15 protein-coding genes are annotated in these 19808 nt (G+C 59.2%); 2 read left to right on the top strand and 13 right to left on the bottom strand.

All coding sequences use genetic code 11. The annotated features are described in order from the left end of the window. Positions 1-52 precede the first annotated feature (52 nt). The 9 genes from ACYSTU_RS15190 to ACYSTU_RS15150 form a co-directional block, all read right to left on the bottom strand. Entirely contained in the window at positions 53-1423 is a 1371-nt protein-coding gene (locus ACYSTU_RS15190; protein WP_498999725.1) for a TolC family outer membrane protein, read from the bottom strand. A gap of 2 nt (positions 1424-1425) precedes the next feature. After that, on the bottom strand, positions 1426-2775 hold the full coding sequence (locus ACYSTU_RS15185) for an HlyD family type I secretion periplasmic adaptor subunit (protein WP_263218359.1): 1350 nt from the start codon (positions 2773-2775) through the stop codon (positions 1426-1428). After that, positions 2772-4547 (bottom strand): type I secretion system permease/ATPase, encoded by a 1776-nt coding sequence (locus ACYSTU_RS15180; RefSeq protein WP_498999722.1) that lies wholly within the window; start codon positions 4545-4547, stop codon positions 2772-2774. Before ACYSTU_RS15180 ends, ACYSTU_RS15185 begins: the two co-directional genes overlap by 4 nt. A 180-nt stretch (positions 4548-4727) precedes the next feature. Further along, positions 4728-5150, bottom strand: a complete 423-nt coding sequence (locus tag ACYSTU_RS15175) for an AprI/Inh family metalloprotease inhibitor (protein WP_157221967.1) — start codon at positions 5148-5150, stop codon at positions 4728-4730. Positions 5151-5241: 91 nt separating this feature from the next. Then, a complete protein-coding gene (locus ACYSTU_RS15170; RefSeq protein WP_122881635.1) occupies positions 5242-6687 on the bottom strand; it encodes a serralysin family metalloprotease in 1446 nt (481 codons plus the stop codon). A 464-nt stretch (positions 6688-7151) separates the two neighbouring features. Then, a complete protein-coding gene (locus ACYSTU_RS15165; protein ID WP_498999719.1) occupies positions 7152-8237 on the bottom strand; it encodes a polyamine ABC transporter substrate-binding protein in 1086 nt (361 codons plus the stop codon). Positions 8238-8292: 55 nt separating this feature from the next. Continuing rightward, the gene (locus tag ACYSTU_RS15160) at positions 8293-8637 is read right to left on the bottom strand and encodes a cupin domain-containing protein (protein ID WP_136492640.1); all 345 of its coding nucleotides are present in this window, start codon (positions 8635-8637) and stop codon (positions 8293-8295) included. A gap of 31 nt (positions 8638-8668) precedes the next feature. Beyond that, the gene (locus ACYSTU_RS15155; protein WP_498999716.1) at positions 8669-10075 is read right to left on the bottom strand and encodes an NAD(P)/FAD-dependent oxidoreductase; all 1407 of its coding nucleotides are present in this window, start codon (positions 10073-10075) and stop codon (positions 8669-8671) included. 52 nt (positions 10076-10127) lie between these two features. Further along, positions 10128-10940 (bottom strand): helix-turn-helix domain-containing protein, encoded by an 813-nt coding sequence (locus ACYSTU_RS15150; RefSeq protein ID WP_498999713.1) that lies wholly within the window; start codon positions 10938-10940, stop codon positions 10128-10130. A gap of 265 nt (positions 10941-11205) precedes the next feature. On the opposite strand from ACYSTU_RS15150, the gene ACYSTU_RS15145 reads away from it, so the two are divergent. Beyond that, on the top strand, positions 11206-11478 hold the full coding sequence (locus ACYSTU_RS15145; RefSeq protein WP_038862172.1) for a DUF1652 domain-containing protein: 273 nt from the start codon (positions 11206-11208) through the stop codon (positions 11476-11478). A gap of 49 nt (positions 11479-11527) precedes the next feature. Here ACYSTU_RS15145 and ACYSTU_RS15140 read toward each other — a convergent pair whose 3' ends face one another. Then, positions 11528-14002, bottom strand: a complete 2475-nt coding sequence (locus tag ACYSTU_RS15140; RefSeq protein WP_498999710.1) for a UvrD-helicase domain-containing protein — start codon at positions 14000-14002, stop codon at positions 11528-11530. A 257-nt stretch (positions 14003-14259) separates the two neighbouring features. Between ACYSTU_RS15140 and ACYSTU_RS15135 the strand changes: the two genes are divergently transcribed. Next, the gene (locus tag ACYSTU_RS15135; protein WP_498999707.1) at positions 14260-14955 is read left to right on the top strand and encodes a pirin family protein; all 696 of its coding nucleotides are present in this window, start codon (positions 14260-14262) and stop codon (positions 14953-14955) included. Between the two features lie 54 nt (positions 14956-15009). Here ACYSTU_RS15135 and pgm read toward each other — a convergent pair whose 3' ends face one another. The 3 genes from pgm to ACYSTU_RS15120 form a co-directional block, all read right to left on the bottom strand. Next, positions 15010-16656: a phosphoglucomutase (alpha-D-glucose-1,6-bisphosphate-dependent) gene (gene pgm / locus ACYSTU_RS15130; protein ID WP_016774846.1), complete on the bottom strand. Its 1647-nt coding sequence runs from the start codon at positions 16654-16656 to the stop codon at positions 15010-15012. 108 nt (positions 16657-16764) lie between these two features. Next, the gene (locus tag ACYSTU_RS15125) at positions 16765-18165 is read right to left on the bottom strand and encodes an aminotransferase-like domain-containing protein (protein WP_217878263.1); all 1401 of its coding nucleotides are present in this window, start codon (positions 18163-18165) and stop codon (positions 16765-16767) included. A 49-nt stretch (positions 18166-18214) separates the two neighbouring features. Next, entirely contained in the window at positions 18215-19681 is a 1467-nt protein-coding gene (locus tag ACYSTU_RS15120) for a hypothetical protein (protein WP_498999703.1), read from the bottom strand. Positions 19682-19808: the final 127 nt, after the last annotated feature.

Raw genomic sequence — 19808 nt, 5'->3', positions numbered from 1 at the left:
GATGCAGCTATCGCAGGCCACTCGGTCAGTCCCCTCTCCCCCTGGGAGAGGGTTAGGGTGAGGGCTGTTGCGCGACCACAAATGCTTCGTCCACCCGCGCCAGATCCTGCTCATTCAGCGTCCCGGCGTAGTAATGCAATTTGGTCCAGGCCATCAGGTAGTCGTAGCGTGCCTGGGCCAGGTCGCGGCGGGTGGTGAACAGTTGCTGCTCGGCATTCAACGCATCGAGATTGGTGCGTTCGCCGCCCAGAATGCTTTGTCGGGTCGAGACCACCAGCGCCTCGGCCGACTTCAGGGCCTTCTGATAAGCGCGCAATTTGCTTACCCCGGACAGGCAGGCGCTGAACTGGCGGCGCAGTTCGATCAAGGTTTCGCGGGTTTTGCCATCCAGTTCGTATTCGGCCTGTTCCATGGTGCGGCTGGCCTGCCGTGTCGAGGCCGATACCCCGCCGCCGGCGTACAGCGGCACGCTGACTTCCAGGCCGATGGTGTTGGTTTCGTAGCGCTGGTTATAGGTGTTGCCGCTTTCCGACTCGTTGTCGCGCATAGAGGCATAAGCACTGACTTTCGGCAGATGCCCGGCGCGGTTGCGCTCGACTTCGTAGCGCGCCACTTCCACGGCCTGCCGCTGCGAAGCGAGGTTCGGGTTGTTGCTGATCGCCAGTTCATGCCAGGTGTCGAAGTTGGCCGGTTGCAGGGTGAAGGTCTGAAATTGCTGACCAAGCGGCGCCAGATCGCCGATGTCCACCGCCGGCACGCCCACCAGCGCGCCCAGCTCGCGCAAAGCGGCATCCTGCTCGTTGCGCGCTTCGATCTCCTCGGCAGTCGCCAGCTCATAGCGCGACTCGGCTTCGAGAATATCGGTGCGCGTGCCCTCGCCCTGCTTGAACATGTGTTCGTTCTGCTGGAACTGCTGTTCGTAGGCCTTCTTCTTCGCCTGGGCGATGTCGATCTGGTCCTGGGCGAACAAGGCTTTGGTGTAGTTATCCAGCACGCGCACCAACAGTTCCTGACTCTTGCCGCGAAACGCTTCGTCGGCGAACAACGACTGGGCGACACCTTTGCGATATGCCGCATAAGCCTCGTAATCGAGCAGCGGTTGCTGCACCGTGAGCGCCGAGCCGTAACTGTTGTAGTTGCGCTCATCGGTGCGGTTGCGCGCGCGATCATCCAGAGACGTCGCCTTGGACGAGTTGCGGCCCTTGTTGTAGGTGTAACCGATCCGAGGCAGCAGCCCGGCGCGGCCAATCACGCGGTTTACCAGGCCGGCATCGCGTTCCTTGATCGCACCAAGGAACACCGGATCGTTGCGCAACGCCTGTTCGTAAATCTCGAATGGCCCCATGGCCGCGACTGCCGAGTGACTTGCGAGCAGCGTCATTGCGGCCCCCAGCATGCAAAGCTTTTTCATACAGCCGAACATCCTTATTCCTCGGTCAACGCAGAACCGGCGCGATCAAGCAGCGGTTTGAACAGGTAGTTGAGGAGTGAACGCTCACCGGTGCGCACGAACATTTCCGCCGGCATGCCGGGCTTGATCACCAGGCCATTGAGCTTTTCCATGGCCTGATCGCTGACGCTGCTGCGCAACACGTAATACGGCACGCCAGTTTTCTCATCGACCATCTGGTCGGCGGAGATCAGGCTGACTTCGCCGGGCACGCGCGGGGTTTTGCTCTGGTTGAACGCGGTAAACAGAATGTCCACCGGCAAATGCGTGCCGACCTTGTCGATCAGGTTGACCGGCAAGTGCCCTTCCACTTCCAGGGTGGTGCCTTGCGGAACGATTTCCAGCAGGGTTTCGCCCTGACGCACCACGGCGCCTTCGGTGTGCACACCGAGGTTGACCGCCACGCCATCGGCGGTGGCGAGAATCTCGCTGTGTTGCAGGTCGAAACCGGCGGAAGTCAGCTGTTCGGATAGCGTCACGCTTTTCAACTGCGCGTCGGCCAGTTGCGTACGCACTTCCTTCTGGTATTCCTCGCCGTGTTGCTGCAACTTCAGGCGCGATTCAAGGATGCCCTGCTCCACGCGCCCGCTTTCACCGGTGTTTTCCGCCAGCTGCTGCTGCACTTGCGACAGTTGCCGCTGGTAGTCCATCAAGCGGTTGCGCGGGATGTAGCCGTTGTCGGCCAGCGGTTGCAAGTTGCTCAATTGTTGCTGCAAGGAACTGGCCTGGGCATTGAGGTCGCTGCGCGCGCGGCGCATGCCGGCCAATTGTGCAGTGGCGCCTTCGATATTGGCGCGCAGTGCCGCTTGTTCCCGGGAGAACGCTTCGCGGCGGCTGCTGAACAGTTGCCGCTGGCCTTCCAGCACCAGCGCCAGGCGCGGGTCCGGGTCGTTACTCAACTCGACCGGAAAGGTCACTTGCTTGAGGTTGTCGCGCTCGGCCTGCCAGCGCGCAAGGCTGGCCCAGGCCATGCGGTACTGCGCCTGCAGCGATTGCACATCGGCAGCCACTTGCGTCTGATCAAGGCGGAACAACGGCTGGCCCTGCTTCACGATCTCGCCTTCGCGCACCAGAATCCGGCTGACCACGCCGCTGCTCATCGACTGCACGGCCTTGCGCTTGCCCGACACTACCACCGTACCCTGCACCGGAATGCCCTGATCCAGCGGCGCCAGTGCAGCCCAGGTGAAGAAACTGCCGGCGCCGACGATGGCCAGTATCCAGCCCAGGCGTGCGAAGAATTTCGCATCGCGTTCCGGGCGTTCGGTGATGTAGGCATGTTCCATGTTCGCTTCGTTTTCAGTGTTCATGCTGGCGCTGCTCATACACCCGAATTCCTTGTCGAGGGCTGATACTGCCGGCTCATGCTGAGCCCGCCCGGTGCTTGTGCGGCTTTTTCGCGTTGCTGTTCGTGCTGACCGGAAAGTGCCTTGAGCACATCCTGACTCGGGCCGTACGCCTGCAAACGGCCATCGTTGAGCACGAGCAATTTGTCAGCCTGAGCCAGCACCGAAGAACGGTGCGTCACCAGAATCACCGTGGTGCCTTGCGCCTTGAGTTGCGCAATGGCGCTGGCCAATGCCGCTTCGCCGACGGTGTCGAGGTTGGAATTGGGTTCATCGAGCACCACCAGACTCGGCGTGCCGTACAGCGCGCGGGCCAGGGCCACGCGTTGCTTCTGGCCACCGGACAAGCCGCCGCCGTCCTCGCCCAGTTGCGTGTCGTAACCTTGCGGCAAGCGCAGGATCATTTCGTGAACGCCGGCCTGTTGCGCGGCAGCTACGACTTTTTGCGAATCGGCGTCGCTGAATCGCGCAATGTTCTCGGCGATGCTGCCGCTGAACAATTCGATGTCTTGCGGCAGGTAACCGATGTAAGGACCAAGCTGATCGCGGTTCCAGCGATGAATATCAGCGCCGTCGAGGCGCACGGTGCCGCCCAAAACCGGCCACACGCCGACCAGCACTCGAGCCAGGGTCGACTTGCCGGAGCCGGAAGCGCCGAGCACACCCAGCACTTCGCCAGCGCCCAGCGTGAAATTGACCATATGCAAAGTGGCTGCACGCTGCCCGGGCGGGCCGGCGCTGACTTGTTCGAAGGTGATCTGGCCTTTCGGTGCCGGCAGTGCCATCGCCTCGTCGCTTGGCGGAAACGCCTGCAACAGCGCATCCAGACGCCGGTAAGCCAGCTTCGCCCCGCTCCACTGCTTCCATACGGCGATCAGTTGATCGATCGGGCTCAGCACGCGGCCCATCAGGATCGAACCGGCGATCATCATCCCCGCCGTCATGTCGCCCTTGATCACCAGCAACGCGCCAAGGCCCAGCACCAGGGATTGCAGGCACAGGCGCAGGGTCTTGCTCAGTGAACTGATCACCGCGCCGGTGTCGCTGGCCTGGTTCTGCAAGCCGAGAAAGCGCGAATGCACCCCGAACCAGCGCTTGCGCAGCGAGCCGAGCATGCCCATCGCCTGAATGGTTTCGGCGTTGTGCAAGTGGCTGGTGGCCAACTGGCTGGACTGCTGGGAAAAACCGGCGGCTTCGCCGAGGGGCTTTTTGGTCATGTATTCGTTGAGGCAGGCCAGTGCGGTCAGCAGCAACGCGCCTGCCGTGGCCAGCACGCCGAGCCAGACGTTGAACAGGTAAATGACAAACAGATAGACCGGGAACCACGGCGCATCGAAGAAGGCGAACAGTGCCGGGCCGGTGACGAACTGGCGAATGTGGGTCAGGTCGCCCAGCGACTGCCCGGCGTTGCCTTCGCCCTTGAACAGGTTGCGCTCGAATGCGGCCTGATAGACACGCAAATTGAAGCGCCGCTCCAACTGGCTGCCGATGCGGATGACGATGAAGCTGCGGATCACTTCCAGCAGCCCGATAAAGGCGAAGAATCCGACCACCATCAGCGACAGCATTGCCAGGGTGGTTTCGTTCTGTGACGACAGCACCCGATCATAAACTTGCAGCATGTAGATCGACGGCACCAGCATCAACACGTTGATCAGCGCGGTGAAACAACCGACGCTGATCAGAATGCTTTTATAGTCGCCCAATGCCTTGATTAACGGAGCGGTGGCAGGAGACTTCGCCATCTTCATTGATTCTTCCTGAATTCATGCCTCGTCATTACCGGACGAGCATTCCATTGATATTCCGCCTGCCTGCCAAAGATGACTTGCAAGTAGCGCTTACAATTTCATAACAACTTGACCCGATGCCGCGCTTATAACGCACGACCACTGGCTTATATCAACTTTCTTTCACCCGCCAACCATTGCCTACTGCGCTGCGCGCTCTAACGTAATAAGCAGTTCGGCGCTCAAGGCCTTTGTATAAATGCCATCACGCTGGCGGCTGAAGAAGGCGATTTTCGAACCTTCCTTGCCGGTGATGGAAATGCCATCGGGCTCTGGAAACCAGCCGATTGGCGCTTCGCCCAACCACGCGGCCAGACATTCAGTGCCCTCGCCCAAGGTCTGGTTCGGCGCAAGCTCGACCAGGCAAGTGTTCGAGGGCTTGTCTTGCAGCGACCGCGTTTCGGGTGTGTCGCTGTGACCGGTCAAAGTGGCCTGCCAGCGCCCGGCGAATGCCGAGGGTTCTTCGAGTCTGAGGCTGCTTGCCATGCTTGTCGCTCCGGTCATCATCAGCGTGACTGCCATCAGCCATGCCATCGTCGTGTCAGTTAAAACGTATCGAGTCATAGGAAACTTCACTTCCGCTCGTAGCCTTGCTCGGCGATCAGGCCGATGCAAGCGAAGAAAGCGACGCACGAGGCGCCGCTTTCCTTTCACATCACGCGACGATGTCGCTGGTCGCAGCCTGGCCCACGGTGCTGACGATAAAGTCAGCCACGCCATGCCCGGAGAAATCCACCGACAACAGGCTGTTGCCGCCCGACGAGGTCAGCACCGCATCGCCGGCCGAACCGGTGAAGCTGTTGACGAAGTGCAGGCCCGCGCCGTTGGTGATGCCGGTCAGGTCGATTTTGTCCAGACCACTAACGAAATCGAGAATCTGATCGATCGCCCCCGGCTTGGAGTCCGAGCTGGCGGCGAACACGAAAGTGTCCGAACCAGAACCGCCCCACAGTTTGTCAGCACCACCAGCGCCGTACAGGATGTCGTTGCCGGCACCACCCTTCAGCTCGTTGGCCACGCTGTTGCCGATCAACAGATCGCTGCCCGAACCACCAATCGCGTTCTCGATGACCGCGCCCTTGGCGATCGACACGTTGCCGACCATGCCGCCAACGTCGGAGAAAGAAGCGCTGTTGAGGTTGATCTTCTGGTTTTGGGTGAAACCGGAGAAATCCAGGGTGTCCTTGCCGCCGGCATCCCAGACCGAGAACACCACTTTGTCGCTCGACGACGAAGCGCTGAGGAAGTCGCGACCGGTATTGGAGTTGAAGCCGTAGGTGGTGTCGCCGGTGCGGGTGGTGGTGTTGGCGCCGTAGAGCTTCTGGATCGCGGCGATGTCGTCCATCAGCGGGCCGGAAGAGTAGGCTTCGACGCCGCCCTTGCTGAAGTTCTGATTGGTGTTGCTCTCGCTCCAGTAACTCATGACGCTGTAGCCACGGGTGTCTTGGCCATAAGTCGCATCGTTGTAGGTCGGGTTGCCGTTGCCGGCGTTGTAGTCGCCGGGGTGCGCAAGGCCAAGGGTATGGCCGATTTCGTGGGTCAGGGTCTGACGACCGTAGTTGTTCAGTTCCGGGTTCTTGTTCTGCGTGTAACCGCTGTTGATCAAGTACCACGAGGTGCCGTCATAACCAGCGCCGGTTCCCGGCAGATAGGCAAACGCCGCAGCGCCATCCTGGCCACCGCTGTAGTTACCGAAGGTCATGTGCCCGTCGCCGCCCGAGGCTCTCTCGGTGAAGGTGACATTGGCCACGTCGGCCCAGGACTGCATGGCGAGCTTGGCCTGCGCCTGCTGCTGCGCGCTGAACTGACTGAACCCGCTGATGCCGTGCTTGTTCATCGTGCTGTTCGAGGCCGAGGTCAGGAACGTATAGGTCAGTTCGATCTTGCCGCTGCCGTCCTTGTCCTGGTAGGCAGCGCCGTCACGCAGCAGTTGCGTAGCCGCCTGGTCGACGGTGTACGAGGGTTTGCCATTGACCGTGAGGTTGCCGCCGCGGTCGTACTGATGGCTGAAGCTATTGATCTGGTTGTACGCCGAGCTGAATGCAGCCAGCTGGAAGGCCTGTTCGGCGGAATCAACAGCATTGGTTTTAACTTTCGACATAAACACACTTCCTTGTTTAGCAATGGAACAGTTTTTGTCCGACAGGACGATCTTTGGCGAGATCGTCCTATCACTCGCCCAATGAAGGCGTAACGAACCTGACACAATTGGAAATCTGTCGTAAAGAGTTTTTTTTGCGATCCAATTTGGTGGTATCAGGAAACTGCCGTAAACAAAGCGCGCGGGGAGGAAAGATTGTTTTTAGTTGCGATGAGGGTGGAAATTGTCTGACGATTTTCTATTTAAATATTAAATATCGCTAAGTTTGAATTTGTTGGGCAAGTCACACTTTCAGTCAGCGGTGCCAGTGCTTTGATATCAACTATCCTGATTCATTGAATAACGAATGTGGGAGCGAGCCTGCTCGCGAAGACGCCAAGCCAGTCAACATAAGTGTCGAATGACAAACCGCTTCGCGAGCTGGCTCGCTCCCACAGGGGTCTTGTATGTTGGCCTGAAAAAACTCAGCTACCGGTGCGAATCTTGTTCCAAACCCGTGTCCGGATCCGGTCGATATTCAGCGGCATCGCTTCCAGCGCGAACAGCTTGCCCATCATTTCCGCACTCGGGTAAACCTTGGTGTCGTTCTTGATCGCCGGGTCGATCAGTTTGTCGGCTTGTTCGTTGCCATTGGCGTAATGCACGTAGTTGCTGATGCCGGCCATGACATCGGGGCGCAGCAGGTAGTTCATGAAAGCATAGCCGGCCTTCTCGTCCGGTGCGTCGACGGGCATGGCAACCATGTCGAACCAGATCGCCGCGCCTTCCTTGGGAATCGCATAACCGATCTCGACGCCGTTCTTGGCTTCCTTGGCGCGGTTCTCCGCTTGCAGGATGTCGCCGGAAAAGCCCACCGCTACGCAGATGTCGCCGTTGGCCAGGTCACTTGTGTATTTGGAGGAATGGAAGTAGCTGACGTAGGGCCGCACTTTCATCAACAGCGCTTCGGCTTTTTTGTAGTCTTCGGGATTTTTGCTGTGGTGCGGCAGGCCCAGATAGTTGAGCGCCGCCGGGAGCAGTTCCGGTCCGTTGTCGAGGATCGCCACGCCGCACTTCTGCAGTTTTTCCATGTATTCGGGTTTGAAGATCAGATCCCAGGAATCCACCGGCGCGTTGTCGCCCAGCACCGCTTTGACCTTGGCAATGTTGTAGCCGATACCGGTGCTGCCCCACAGATAAGGGAAACCGTGTTCGTTGTTCGGGTCGTTGGTCTGCAGGGCCTTAAGCAGCGCTGGATTGAGGTTCTTCCAGTTCGGCAACTGACTCTTGTCGAGTTTCTTCAGCGCCCCACCCTGAACCTGCCGCGCCATGAAGTGGTTCGACGGAAAAACCACGTCGTAACCGGATTTGCCGGTCATCAACTTGCCGTCGAGGGTTTCGTTGCTGTCGTAGACGTCATAAGTGACGCCGATGCCCATGTCTTTCTGGAAATTCTTTGTAGTGTCCGGGGCAATGTAGTCGGACCAGTTGTAGACCTTGACCGTCTCGGCTGCATGACTGACGGAAGCGGCCAGCAGCAGCGGCGCCAATGCGAGGGTTTTCTGGATCATGGGGCGATTCCTGTATGGGCTTTTTTTGTTGGCAGGCAATCAAAGGATCAAACAATCAGAAAATCAGCACGTAGCTCTTGCGCACGGTTTCCTGGATATCCCAGATCCCGAGCGTGTTGGCTGGCAACATCAGTGCGTCGCCGCCTTGTATGTGCAGGGTTTCGCCGCCACCGTCGGGGGTGAAGGTGCAGCGCCCGGAAATGAAATGGCAGAACTCCTGCGCGCTGATCTGCCGCCGCCAGCGGCCCGGGGTGCATTCCCAGACGCCGGTTTCGACACCGTCGTCGCGCTCGACACTGGTGGTCGAGGCAATTGCGACGGGTTCGCCGAGGGGCACGGCGACCGGGTTGGATTCTTCGAGCTCCAGCGTGGCGGTGTTCTTGAATTGGGTGATGCTCATGGCGTGACCTGTTTATTGAGGGAAACGACGTTCAGTGCATGAAACCTTCCATGAACCCGGCGACCCGACTGGCGAGCTTGCGCCGCCAGGGCGCGGTCGCGGGATTGGCCAGGGTCTGGTCTTCGTGCACGAAACTTTTGATGATCGCGTTGTAGCCGAGCCAGCGGCATGGCTCCGGTTCCCAGGCACGCAGCGCATGAATGCCGCCGTCGGGCAGGACCCACGGTTGTTGGGTCAGCTCGCTGTCGCGCTCAAGAATCAGATCGGCCAGCGTCCGGCCGCCGAGATTGCTGGCACCGACGCCCTCGCCGCCATAACCGCCAGACAACGCGATGCCGTTGGCGCGGTCGCAAAGCATGTGCGGCTTGAAATGCCGCGACATGCCAAGGTTGCCGCCCCAGGCGTGGGTGATCTGCACATTTTTCAGCTGCGGGAACAGTTCGCCGAACAGATAGCGGCGCAGTTCGACCTCATCGCGGGTGAGGTTGAAGTCATGGCGCAGCTTGCCGGCGAACTGATAACCGCCACGGGCGCCGAAGATCAGACGATTGTCGGCACTGCGCTGGCCATAGGTGACCTGACGGCTGAATTCACTGAAGGCCTGGCCGCGATTGAGGCCGATTTCATCCCAGGTCGCAGCGGACAGCGGTTCCGTGGCGACAATCAGGCTTTGCACCGGCAATTGATAACGGCCAAGTGGCGGCAAGGTCACCGAATAACCTTCCACCGCCGGGACGATCCAACGGCTGCGCACGCTGGCCTTGGCGGTACGCAGACTGCCAGGTTGCCAGTGAGTGACCGGGCTGTTTTCGTAGATTTTCACGCCCATGTTCTGCACGGTCCGCGCCAGACCACGGACCAGCTTCGCCGGGTGAATGGTCGCGACATGGGGAGCGAAGATGCCGCCGTAGGGCTTGGCCACGCGGATCTGCTGGGCCAACTGCTCGGGACTGAGCCAGCGGTAGTCGTTATCGGTAAGGCCTTGGGCGTGCAGCTTGCTCAGGTAATCACGCAGAACGGCTTCCTGCTCTGGGTAGCGCGCGGCACAATAAAGCACCCCGCCCTTACGGTAATCGCAGTCGATGCCTTCGCGTTCGAGGACGATCTCCACTTCATCGGGGATGCTGTGCAGCAGATCAAACGAAGCCCTGCGCTGCTGCGGCGACAAGCCTGCAAGCAAGCGATCCTCACCCAGCAAGTCACCCATCAGCCAGCCGCCATTGCGTCCGGACGCACCGAACCCGGCGGTTTGCGCCTCGACGATGGCGATATCCAGGCCGGGCGCCTTTTTTTTCAGGTAGTACGCCGTCCACAGTCCGGTGTAACCGGCGCCGATGATGGCCACGTCGACGTCCAGGTCCCGCTCAAGCGCAGGCCGCGCCAATAGCGGCCCATCGAGCTGATCCATCCACAAACTGATCGTGCGCCACGCCGACATGCCAGACTCCGCCACTGAAAACCTTCGATGGCGTCGATCCTAGTGGCTGTCATCAGTGGATGTCTTGCGCGCGTGCCCGCAGAGAAATTTGTTTGGCGTAGGCCTTGGGCGACTGGCCGGTGTGTTCGCGAAAGCATTTGTAGAACGCTGACAGCGAATTGAAGCCGGCGGCAAACGCCAGCTCGTCGACACGCAACGGCGGCGTGGCGCTGTCCAGCGCACGCAGCAAATGCTGCAGGCGCGCCTGATTGACGTAGCGATAAAAGCTTTGCCCGAGCACCTGATTGAGCAGATAGGAAATCTGATTGCGGCTGTACCCGCACTCCTTCGCCACCCGTTGCAGGTCAAGCTCAGGGTCCAGATAGGGCTGCTGCTTTTCGAAATACTGCTGCAGGTCTTCGGCCATGAAACTCAGTTGCCGCGGTGACAGACCTAGCCTGCTGACCGCCGGACGGCTTGGCGCGGAGCTACCGACGGCTTGAGTACGCACAAGCGAGGCGTACTCGTTGACCCGCCAGATCAAGCCGTCCTTGACTGTGATCGCTTCACTGGAGCGAAACGACACCAGGCCATCGCCGCCACGCAAAGTCACCTCGTACTGAATGAACGCGGTGTTGCCATCCACCCGGATTCGGTCGCAATGTTCGAGCAGTTCGTCGGATTCTCGAGGCATGCTCACGCGCACATATTCGCGCAACTCATCCAGACCGAGCACCCGGTTCTGAAAGAAATGGTTGTACTGGATCTCGGCGTGATAAAGCGCCATGACGCTGTCCAGATCCCGGTGTTTCCAGCTCAGGTGATAGCGCATGACCGTGGCGGCCGTGGCCTGGGTCTGTTCTGGGCCGTCGTCATCGGCGTGCATAAGCGGCTCGGCGAAAAAGAACCGAGCTTGCCCAACTTCCTCTGCCGCTTCAATGAAAAATCCATGGTGGCGTTTTGGCGATAATCGATGAGCCAGTGACTTACATCAAAAAATGCGAATCAATCGCTAAACGGACTGAAAAAACTCACAGTTTTTTCACACACGGATGCTACTTTTAAAGCTCAAGCACTGGTTGAGCCAATGAAGGCTCTTCCCACCTAACATGAGCAAAAGGAAGCGCTCGATGAAGCAGGCGGGCAACACCATGAATAAAGGGTTCAGCAAAGTCACCTTTCCAAACGCTTGCCAGCTGATGCGCTGGCATTTTCATCCCATGGGTTTCGAAGCGACGATGGATGCGCCGGGCAGCATGATCGCCCGTCTTTTCGATCGAGCCAGCGGCGAAACCATGATCGCCATCGCCGGCATTCCCTGCGCAACGGTGATGAACGCGGCGGACGTCGAGCGCATGATCGAAGCCATCGAGGATGAGCTGGAAGCCTTCACTCCTCCGGAATCTCTCAAGAACTACGCATAACCACCTGATTCAAAACAAAAAGCCCGCAGCGATGCGGGCTTTTTATTGGTCAGGCGCTGGTCTTTTCGCGTCGATGGTCGACGAAGAAGGGTTTGCCCTTGGCGACTCGATCCGACGCCCTCGGCATGTTTACCGCCTGGCTGTCTTGCGGTTCGACGTACCAATAGCAATGGCTGACGGCGCGCGTGATACCGACGTAGGCAAGGCGCAGGATTTCGTCCTTTTGCGCAGTGTCATAAGGCTCGCTGTCGCCGCTTTTGCCCAATCCCGCCATGCGATAGACCTGATTCTTGTACGGAGAACTGGTCAGATGCTGGCAATCGCCAAGCAGAAATACCGCATCAGCCTGCAAGCCTTTGGCGCTGTGATAGGTCAGTTGCTTCAGCCGCCGCGCGTCGTAGGGCAAGCTCGAATCTACATTAAGTACAGGCTGAATATGCTGCTCTATCAATAACTTATCGCTGCTTTTTCGATAAAGCATCAAGATTGAATCGCCGCGCCGATAATGCTCGGCCAGGCGCTGACCCAATGCTTCATCATCCCGCTCAAGCACATTGACCGGGTGAAGCGGCTTGGGCTCACCACTGGCCTTGGCCTTCTTGCCTGCGATTGCCGGCGCTGCACGGACAATGTGTTCGGCGGCGTCGATGATGTGCTGATGGCTGCGATAGTTGTCACTGAGCATTACTCTTGTGGTGCTCGGTGAAGGAAATTCCTTGTTGAACTCCATGAAGTAGCTCGGTGAGCTGCCGCGCCAACCGTAAATCGATTGCCAGTCATCGCCGACGCACAACAGCGACGACCGCTGCGCCCCTCGCCCAACGTGCATGGCCGGGCCACGGCTGCGGATTTCATTGAGGCTGGCGCGAATCCACGAAACGATCTGCGGCGATACGTCCTGGAACTCATCAATCATCAAATGCGCCATAGGCCGCAGCAACTCATCGCTGAGCAGCTTGAGGTTTTCCGGCGAGTGCTCGCTGAACAGCGCGAACATGCGGTTGTAGGTCATCACTGGCGGCTTCTGATCCAGCAAGTGATCTTCAAATGCGCGCCAGAACAGGCTCAGGGCTTCAAAGAAAAAGCGATCGGGATCGTCCTTGGCGAAGCTCATCCGACTGACCGCGTCTGGTACATCCAGGCCGAGGTTTTCGATAAAGCCTGCTGCGGCGACAAAACAATCCAGCAATGGCGCCGATGCCAGCTCGCCTTTGACCTTGTAATCAAAGCCTGGACCGGCGCTGGCATCTCCGGCCAACGTCGCAAGAACGCGCCTGGATGACTCGTAACTATCCAGCCATATCAATGGTTTACGGCAGAAAGCTTGAAACAGGGTGCGCTTGACCGCCCACTCTGCACGGACACTCAGCTTGGCGTTGGGTCGGGTCAGCTGGGCGTTTTCCCTGGGATCAAAGCCGAGCACCACCCAGGCATCGAGGCTGGGAATATAGCCGTGAGCGTGGAACTTCGAACCATTGATTTCGAAGGCCTGCCGATTCGGTTCGATGCCTTTGATCGGCCACGCCCCTGCGCGAAACCACAGATCCTCAATCACATCGCAGAGCTCTTCATCGCGCTTGGCCGCCAGTTCGGTGACCGCCATGCGTTTCTGCACATCGGGGTGATCGCGTTCCAGTTCCTTTAATTGCAAACCCGCGCGGGACAGCGGCTGGATCAACTGGCGGAAACGCTCATCGTCGTTGAACAGCCGGTGATAACAAGCATTAAGTTGCTGGCGCTGTGCATCATTGATGCGCAGGTCAAACGGATTGCTGTCGACTTCCTCTGCGCCGCTTTGCGGGCGATCGCTGAGGTTCTCGAAGGCCTGCAAACGCTCGAAACCCGGCAGGCTGCGGACCATCGGCAGGATGCGTGAGTGGAAGGTTCTGACCAGCTCACGGGCCTGTTTGAGGTTCAGCGGCTGCCCCCACAGCGTGAAGATTTCGATCAATTTGTTGATGAAGTCCTTGCGCGATTCACGGGTGAAGGTCACTGCGGTCATCGAATCCAGCTCAAAACCCAGATAATGGCTGAGCAACAGAATGCGCAGCACCAGCGTGGTCGACTTGCCGGCGCCGGCACCGGCCACCACCGAGGTGGACGGCGTATCGCTGAAGATCATCTTCCACTGCGCAGCGCTGGGCTGGGCGTGGGCCGGAAGCAAACGGGCGACGTCAGCCTTGATGCGTTTCTTCAGTTCCGCCGTCAGCGGCAGACGCCAGTCATCGAACAGGTTGTTATCGACGCTGGGCGGCCGATGTTCGGTGTTGCGGCTGTCGCGAATCAGCAGAACCTGGCGGCCTTCCTCCAACCCCTCAAGCTTGCCCTCCTTGAAACCGTATTCGACGCCAGCGGTGTGGCCACTGCGAAATCCGTCGGCTTGCCCGTGCAGCCACGACGCCCGGTGCTGGGCGCGCAGCTTGGTCAACCCGTGACCAAAGAATCGCGCGGCCAGACGTTTGAACCAGGGCATCTCGGCCAGTGGACGAAGTTCAGGGGGAAGATCGGGAATGTGTTGCGCCACGCTGACGGACTCCAGGGTGTGAGGCTGTGGCGGCTATGGTGTCTGGATTTGCCGTCCAGTTCTAGCGAAATGCTTACAGGTCATCGGTTTAGGCGACGAATTGAAAGTCGGATGAGACGATGTCGAGGCGCATTCCCATCAAATAACCTGATCATGATGCGGCAGTTTTTGCGCTTTTTATCGATGATTGCCTGATAGATGATCGTCGTCATCAACCACGGGGCCCGCCCCCTGACGACCCTTATTAGGAGACGATCATGCTTGAACTCAGACCCTTCAGCTCGCTGGGCGGCGCCCATCATGGCTGGCTGGACGCGCATCACCACTTTTCCTTTGCCGAATACTACGATCCGCAGCGGATGAGCTGGGGCAACTTGCGCGTGTGGAACGACGACATCATCGCCGCAGGCACCGGTTTCCCGCAGCATCCGCACCGCGACATGGAAATCATCACCTACGTGCGCGAAGGTGCCATCACCCACCAGGACAACCTCGGCAACAAGGGCCGCACCGAAGCCGGCGACGTACAAGTGATGAGCGCCGGCACCGGCATCGCTCACAGCGAATACAACCTGGAGGACAAGGAAACCAAGATCTTCCAGATCTGGATTCTGCCGACCGAAACCGGTGCGCCGCCGTCCTGGGGCGCCAAGCCATTTCCCAAAGGCGAGCGCGAGGGTTTTGTGACGTTGGCCAGCGGCAAGGACGGCGACGATGAGAGCCTGTACATTCGTGCCAATGCGCGTCTGGTGGCGGCGAACATCAAGGCCGGTGAAACCGCTGAATACCGACTGGATGAAGGGCGTCGCGCCTATCTGGTGCCGGCCACCGGCGTGATCGAGGTCAACGGGCTGCGAGCGCAGGCGCGTGACGGCGTGGCGGTGGCCCATGAGCAAGTGCTGACGGTCACGGCGATCGAGGACAGCGAGATCGTACTGGTCGACCTGGCTTGATCTGCAGGCAATAAAAAAGGGCAACCATTACGGTTGCCCTTTTTCATGTGCGCATCACTTAGTGGAAATAGCGCCATCCACCAACGTTTGCGCTTCGGCCACCAGTTGCTTGAGGTGGTCGTCGCCGAGGAAGCTTTCCGCGTAGATCTTGTAGATGTCTTCAGTGCCCGAAGGACGCGCGGCGAACCAGCCGTTTTCGGTCATGACTTTCAGACCGCCGATGGCCTGATCGTTGCCCGGTGCATGGCTGAGGATGCTCTGAATCTTTTCGCCCGCCAGCTCGGTCGAGGTGACCTGTTCCGGCGCCAGCTTGCTCAGCAGTGCCTTCTGCTCAGGGTTGGCCTTGGCGTCGACGCGTACCGAGAACGGTTCGCCCAGTTCGTCGGTCAGCGCGCGGTAGGCCTGGCTTGGATCGCGCCCGGTGCGCGCCGTCATTTCGGCGGCGAGCAAGGCTGGAATCAGGCCGTCCTTGTCAGTGCTCCATACACCGCCGTCCTTGCGCAGGAACGAGGCGCCAGCACTCTCTTCACCGCCAAAACCCAGCGAGCCATCGAACAGACCGTCGGCGAACCATTTGAAACCGACCGGCACTTCGTACAGGCGACGGCCCAGGCGCTTGGCCACGCGGTCGATCAAACCGCTGCTGACCACGGTTTTGCCGACAGCGGCATCAGCGCGCCATTGCGGACGGTTCTGGAACAAGTAGTCGATGGATACCGCCAGATAGTTGTTCGGCGCGAGCAAACCACCGGACGGCGTGACGATACCGTGGCGGTCGTGGTCCGGATCGCAGGCGAATGCCACGTCGAAGCGCTCTTTCAGGCCAATCAGGCCCTGCATCGCGTGGCTGGACGACGGGTCCATACGGATTTGGCCGTCCCAGTCGACGGTCATGAAACGGAACGTTGAATCGACCTGTTTATTCACCACTTCCAGATCGAGACGGTAGTGTTCGGCGATGGCCGACCAGTAGCGCACCCCTGCTCCGCCCAACGGATCGACACCCAGACGCAGCTTGGCATCGCGAATGGCGTCAAAGTCGATGACGTTGATCAGGTCGGCGACATAGGTGTTCAAGTAATCGTGCCGATGGGTGGTGCTGGCCTTGAGCGCTTGCTCGTAGCTGATGCGTTTGACCCCGGCCAGTTTGTTCGCCAGCAGCTCGTTGGCCTTGGCTTCGATCCACTTGGTGATGTGGGTATCGGCCGGCCCACCGTTGGTTGGGTTGTATTTGTAGCCACCGCTCTGTGGCGGGTTATGCGACGGCGTGATGACGATACCGTCCGCCAGGCCAGAGGTACGGCCGCGGTTGTAGCAGAGAATGGCGTGAGAAACTGCCGGGGTCGGCGTGTACTCGTCGCCTTCGGCGATCATCACGGTGACGCCGTTGGCGGCGAGGACTTCCAGTGCGCTGGCGCCGGCCGGGGTCGACAATGCATGGGTGTCGATGCCGACGAACAGCGGGCCGGTGATGCCCTGGGCTTCGCGATACAGGCAGATCGCCTGGCTGATGGCCAGAACATGCCATTCGTTGAAACTCAAATCGAACGAACTGCCGCGGTGGCCGGACGTGCCGAACGCCACTCGCTGGGTAGAAATCGATGCATCAGGCTGGCCGGTGTAATAGGCCGTAACCAGTCGCGGGATATCGACCAACAGTTCTGCCGGTGCCGGTTTGCCCGCAAAAGGACTGAGTGTCATGCAAAAACCTCTGAAATCGGAGTGGTTCAGGAAATGCAGCGCAGTTTACTGGCAGTTTGACCACTGTGCGACGGGATGTATCCGAAACTCGCCCGATGTTTTTTAACGTTATTGACCGGGCGACAGGCGCAAGGCATCACCGAGCAAGCCGATGACACTCGGCAGATCCCGCTCGCCGTGGTGCAACGCGCTTATCCGCAGATGATCCGCATGCAGACCTTGCAGGCTGAACAGCTCGCCGGGGGCCACGATGATCTGTTGCTTGAGCAGGCGACGGAACACATTCGCCATGTCGACCGGCCGTAACGAACGCACCCACACCGTCGCCCCGCCCTGCGGCTCGACGATCTGCAGCGTATCGCCCAAACGTTCGTGCAGAACCTGGATCAACACGGCTCGCCGCTCACCCAGCATTCGCCGCAGCACAGATAAATGCTGATCAAGCCGCCCGCCATTCAACAACCGGGCAATCGCCTTTTGGCGGATCGGCGACAAGCGAAATGCGCGCAGCAGAAAATGGCGTTGCAGCGCCTCACGCCAGTGACGCGACAGGACAAAGCCGAATGGCGCTTCAGCGCCGATGAATTTCTCGAAAGTGGAAAACACCAGCAGACGCTCAGGATCAAGCCAACTGCGCAAACGCTGTGAATCATTGCGCTCGTCAAGCTCGCTGTAGCAGTCGTTTTCCAGCACCCAGACGCCATGTTGATTGAGCAACTGCGCGGCGGCCTGCTGACGCTCATGGGTGAAACCCTTGCCGTGGGGCATGCTCAACACTGAAGACAAAAGAACCAGACGTACTGGCTCGTTCTCCAGCAGCGATTGCAGTACCGACAGGTCAAGCACGCCTTCGGCCAGCAATGGCCATTCGATCACGCGCACCCCGCACGACTCGAGCAGACGCAGTATCACCCAGTCGCACGGTGATTCGACAATTACGCTGGTGTGACGCAATTCAAGCACCGAAATCAGAATTTCCAGGACCCCGCGCAGATCAGCACCGATGTAGATGTCATCGGCATGCCAGAAATGCTCTGTCGAACTCGTGTACCGCGCTGCCAGGGCAACCCGCAACTCCAGCTCTCCGCAAGGTTGCACGAATGTCTGTAGCTGACGCGGATATTGGCGCAGAAGCTCACGTTCCAGCGTCAACAACGGGCTGTCCAGCGGTTGCAGCGAGGCCGGTTCGTCGGCGCTCAACACACACATTCCGGGACGTCTGGCGTTGACGTACACGGTCTCCAGCAGATCATTGCCGTTGCCGGGCGCATCCATGCTGAACAGCGCTTGCGCGTAATACCCTGACTTGGCTATCGAATAGACTCGACCTTCCTTCTCCAGAAGCGAATAGGCGTACTGCACCGTTGAAATGGAGACATTCAGTCGATCCGCCAGTTGTCGCAAGGAAGGCATGCGTACCGCCGCACCACCTCCGGCGTCATCAATCAGCGTGGTCAGATATCGATAAACTGCCTGATAAACAAAGTCGTTGTCCCGCGCGCTTTTCACACCCTCATTTCCGTAGATATCGGTTCACAACCCAGGCTCCGGCTCACCGTCAGCGTTCCGTCGACCGCTCGAACGGCGCAGCCGAATGCGCCTCATCCGAACCCGAACTCTCCGAGGCCAATTGCGCGGGCGCATTCATCTGCACAGGGCCCGTTGCATAGAGGCGGATCACCAACCTGACTGGCAACCCGCTCACTTCCGTTATCCACTTCAAAACCTGCTCCGGCGCGTGCAAGCCTTGCATGGCGCGGTGCAGGTCAGGCATGGCGACCAGCATGCCGGGATGACAGTTGCGCAGGAACCGCTCGAGACCTTTGCCGTTGTCTATGAATGGTGCAAACAGCAGGCACACCAGCTGCGTTTCGCTCAATCCGAAACCATTGATGAGGTAATCCTCGGCAAGCGCCCGCAGCTGCTCTGGCCCGCCGGCATTGTCATAGCTGGCCAGCAAGTGCTCGCAGACAGATTCGGCGACCTGTTTTCGCCGCATGTCGGCCAGCGTGTGACGAACATAATCGTCGATACCCGCCTCATAGGCGCGCCCTTCGATGAAGCGTGCGTACAAACCTCGCACGTGCGCCGAGATCAGAGGGTCAGCGAATACCGCTTCGCCCTGGTACAGCGCCAAATCGTCAGGTTCATAACCGAGAAATTCGCCCAGCAGCGGCCAGCGATCCTCGATTTTGCCGACCATCATGTCGTTGATGTCGATAAAACTGGTGCGCCGGCAGGCTTCGAACTCACCTTCCGGGCGCCACGCTATCCGGTCATCATCTGCGCGCAGCTCGCGGTAAAAATCATCACCGAGCCCGTCGAGCAGCGGAAAAAGCGCTTCGAATCCGGCATTGGCCAGTTCTGGACCGGCTATTGCCACTCGCTGCATTGCGCGGTTCAGGCCTTCGAGGAAATGCTGCTGACTGCCTTTGGTTTCAGTGCTGATCATGGCGTCGACACCATTGTTCCAGCGGGCGATCTGGCTGTAGTACTCGGCCGTCGCCAGATAGGCGTCATCCCATAATTCAGGCGTTTCCAGCCAGGTGCGACAGTGCCCGACCAGCAGCAGATTGACGCGACTGGCCTCACGCCCTTCGTTGCTCACAGGCGTGCGATGGTCGAACGGCAGCACTTCGCGGTTATCCACCATCAGCACCTCGACCCGCGGATCGTCATAAAGAAACAGCGCGCTGTAGCTGCGATGCAGGTTTTGCAGGGCGAGCGGGCTGTCGCCACTCCAGCGCAGGGAAGCCACACGCAACTGGAAGGTTGCCGGAGCACGTCCGGCAATGGTCAACTGCGCAGCCCGGAGCAAGGCCAGGGTGTAGCAGCCGTCACGCAGGCCGGACTGAGGCACCAGCACCTTGAATTGCCCAATGTTTTCCATGCCGCCTGCGGCCACCACCAAGCGCTGTATCAACAACTGCAATGCCGTACGCTCGGCTCGGGAAAAGAAACTCAGCAGACGCTGCAATACTTGCTGATAGACATAGTTCATTGCCTGATCATGGATCGTGCTCATCGGTATTTACCCGGTATCAAAAGTTTCATGCCGCGCAGACATGACAATGGGCGCGCGGCAATTGGATCAATAAGTAATAGACGCTGAAATGCTAACACTTACAAAGTTGTAGTTATTTGAAACACTT

Source organism: Pseudomonas glycinis (assembly GCF_054871425.1).
Note: the sequence above shows the minus strand (reverse complement) of the source record. Positions and strands in the feature narration are given on the sequence as shown.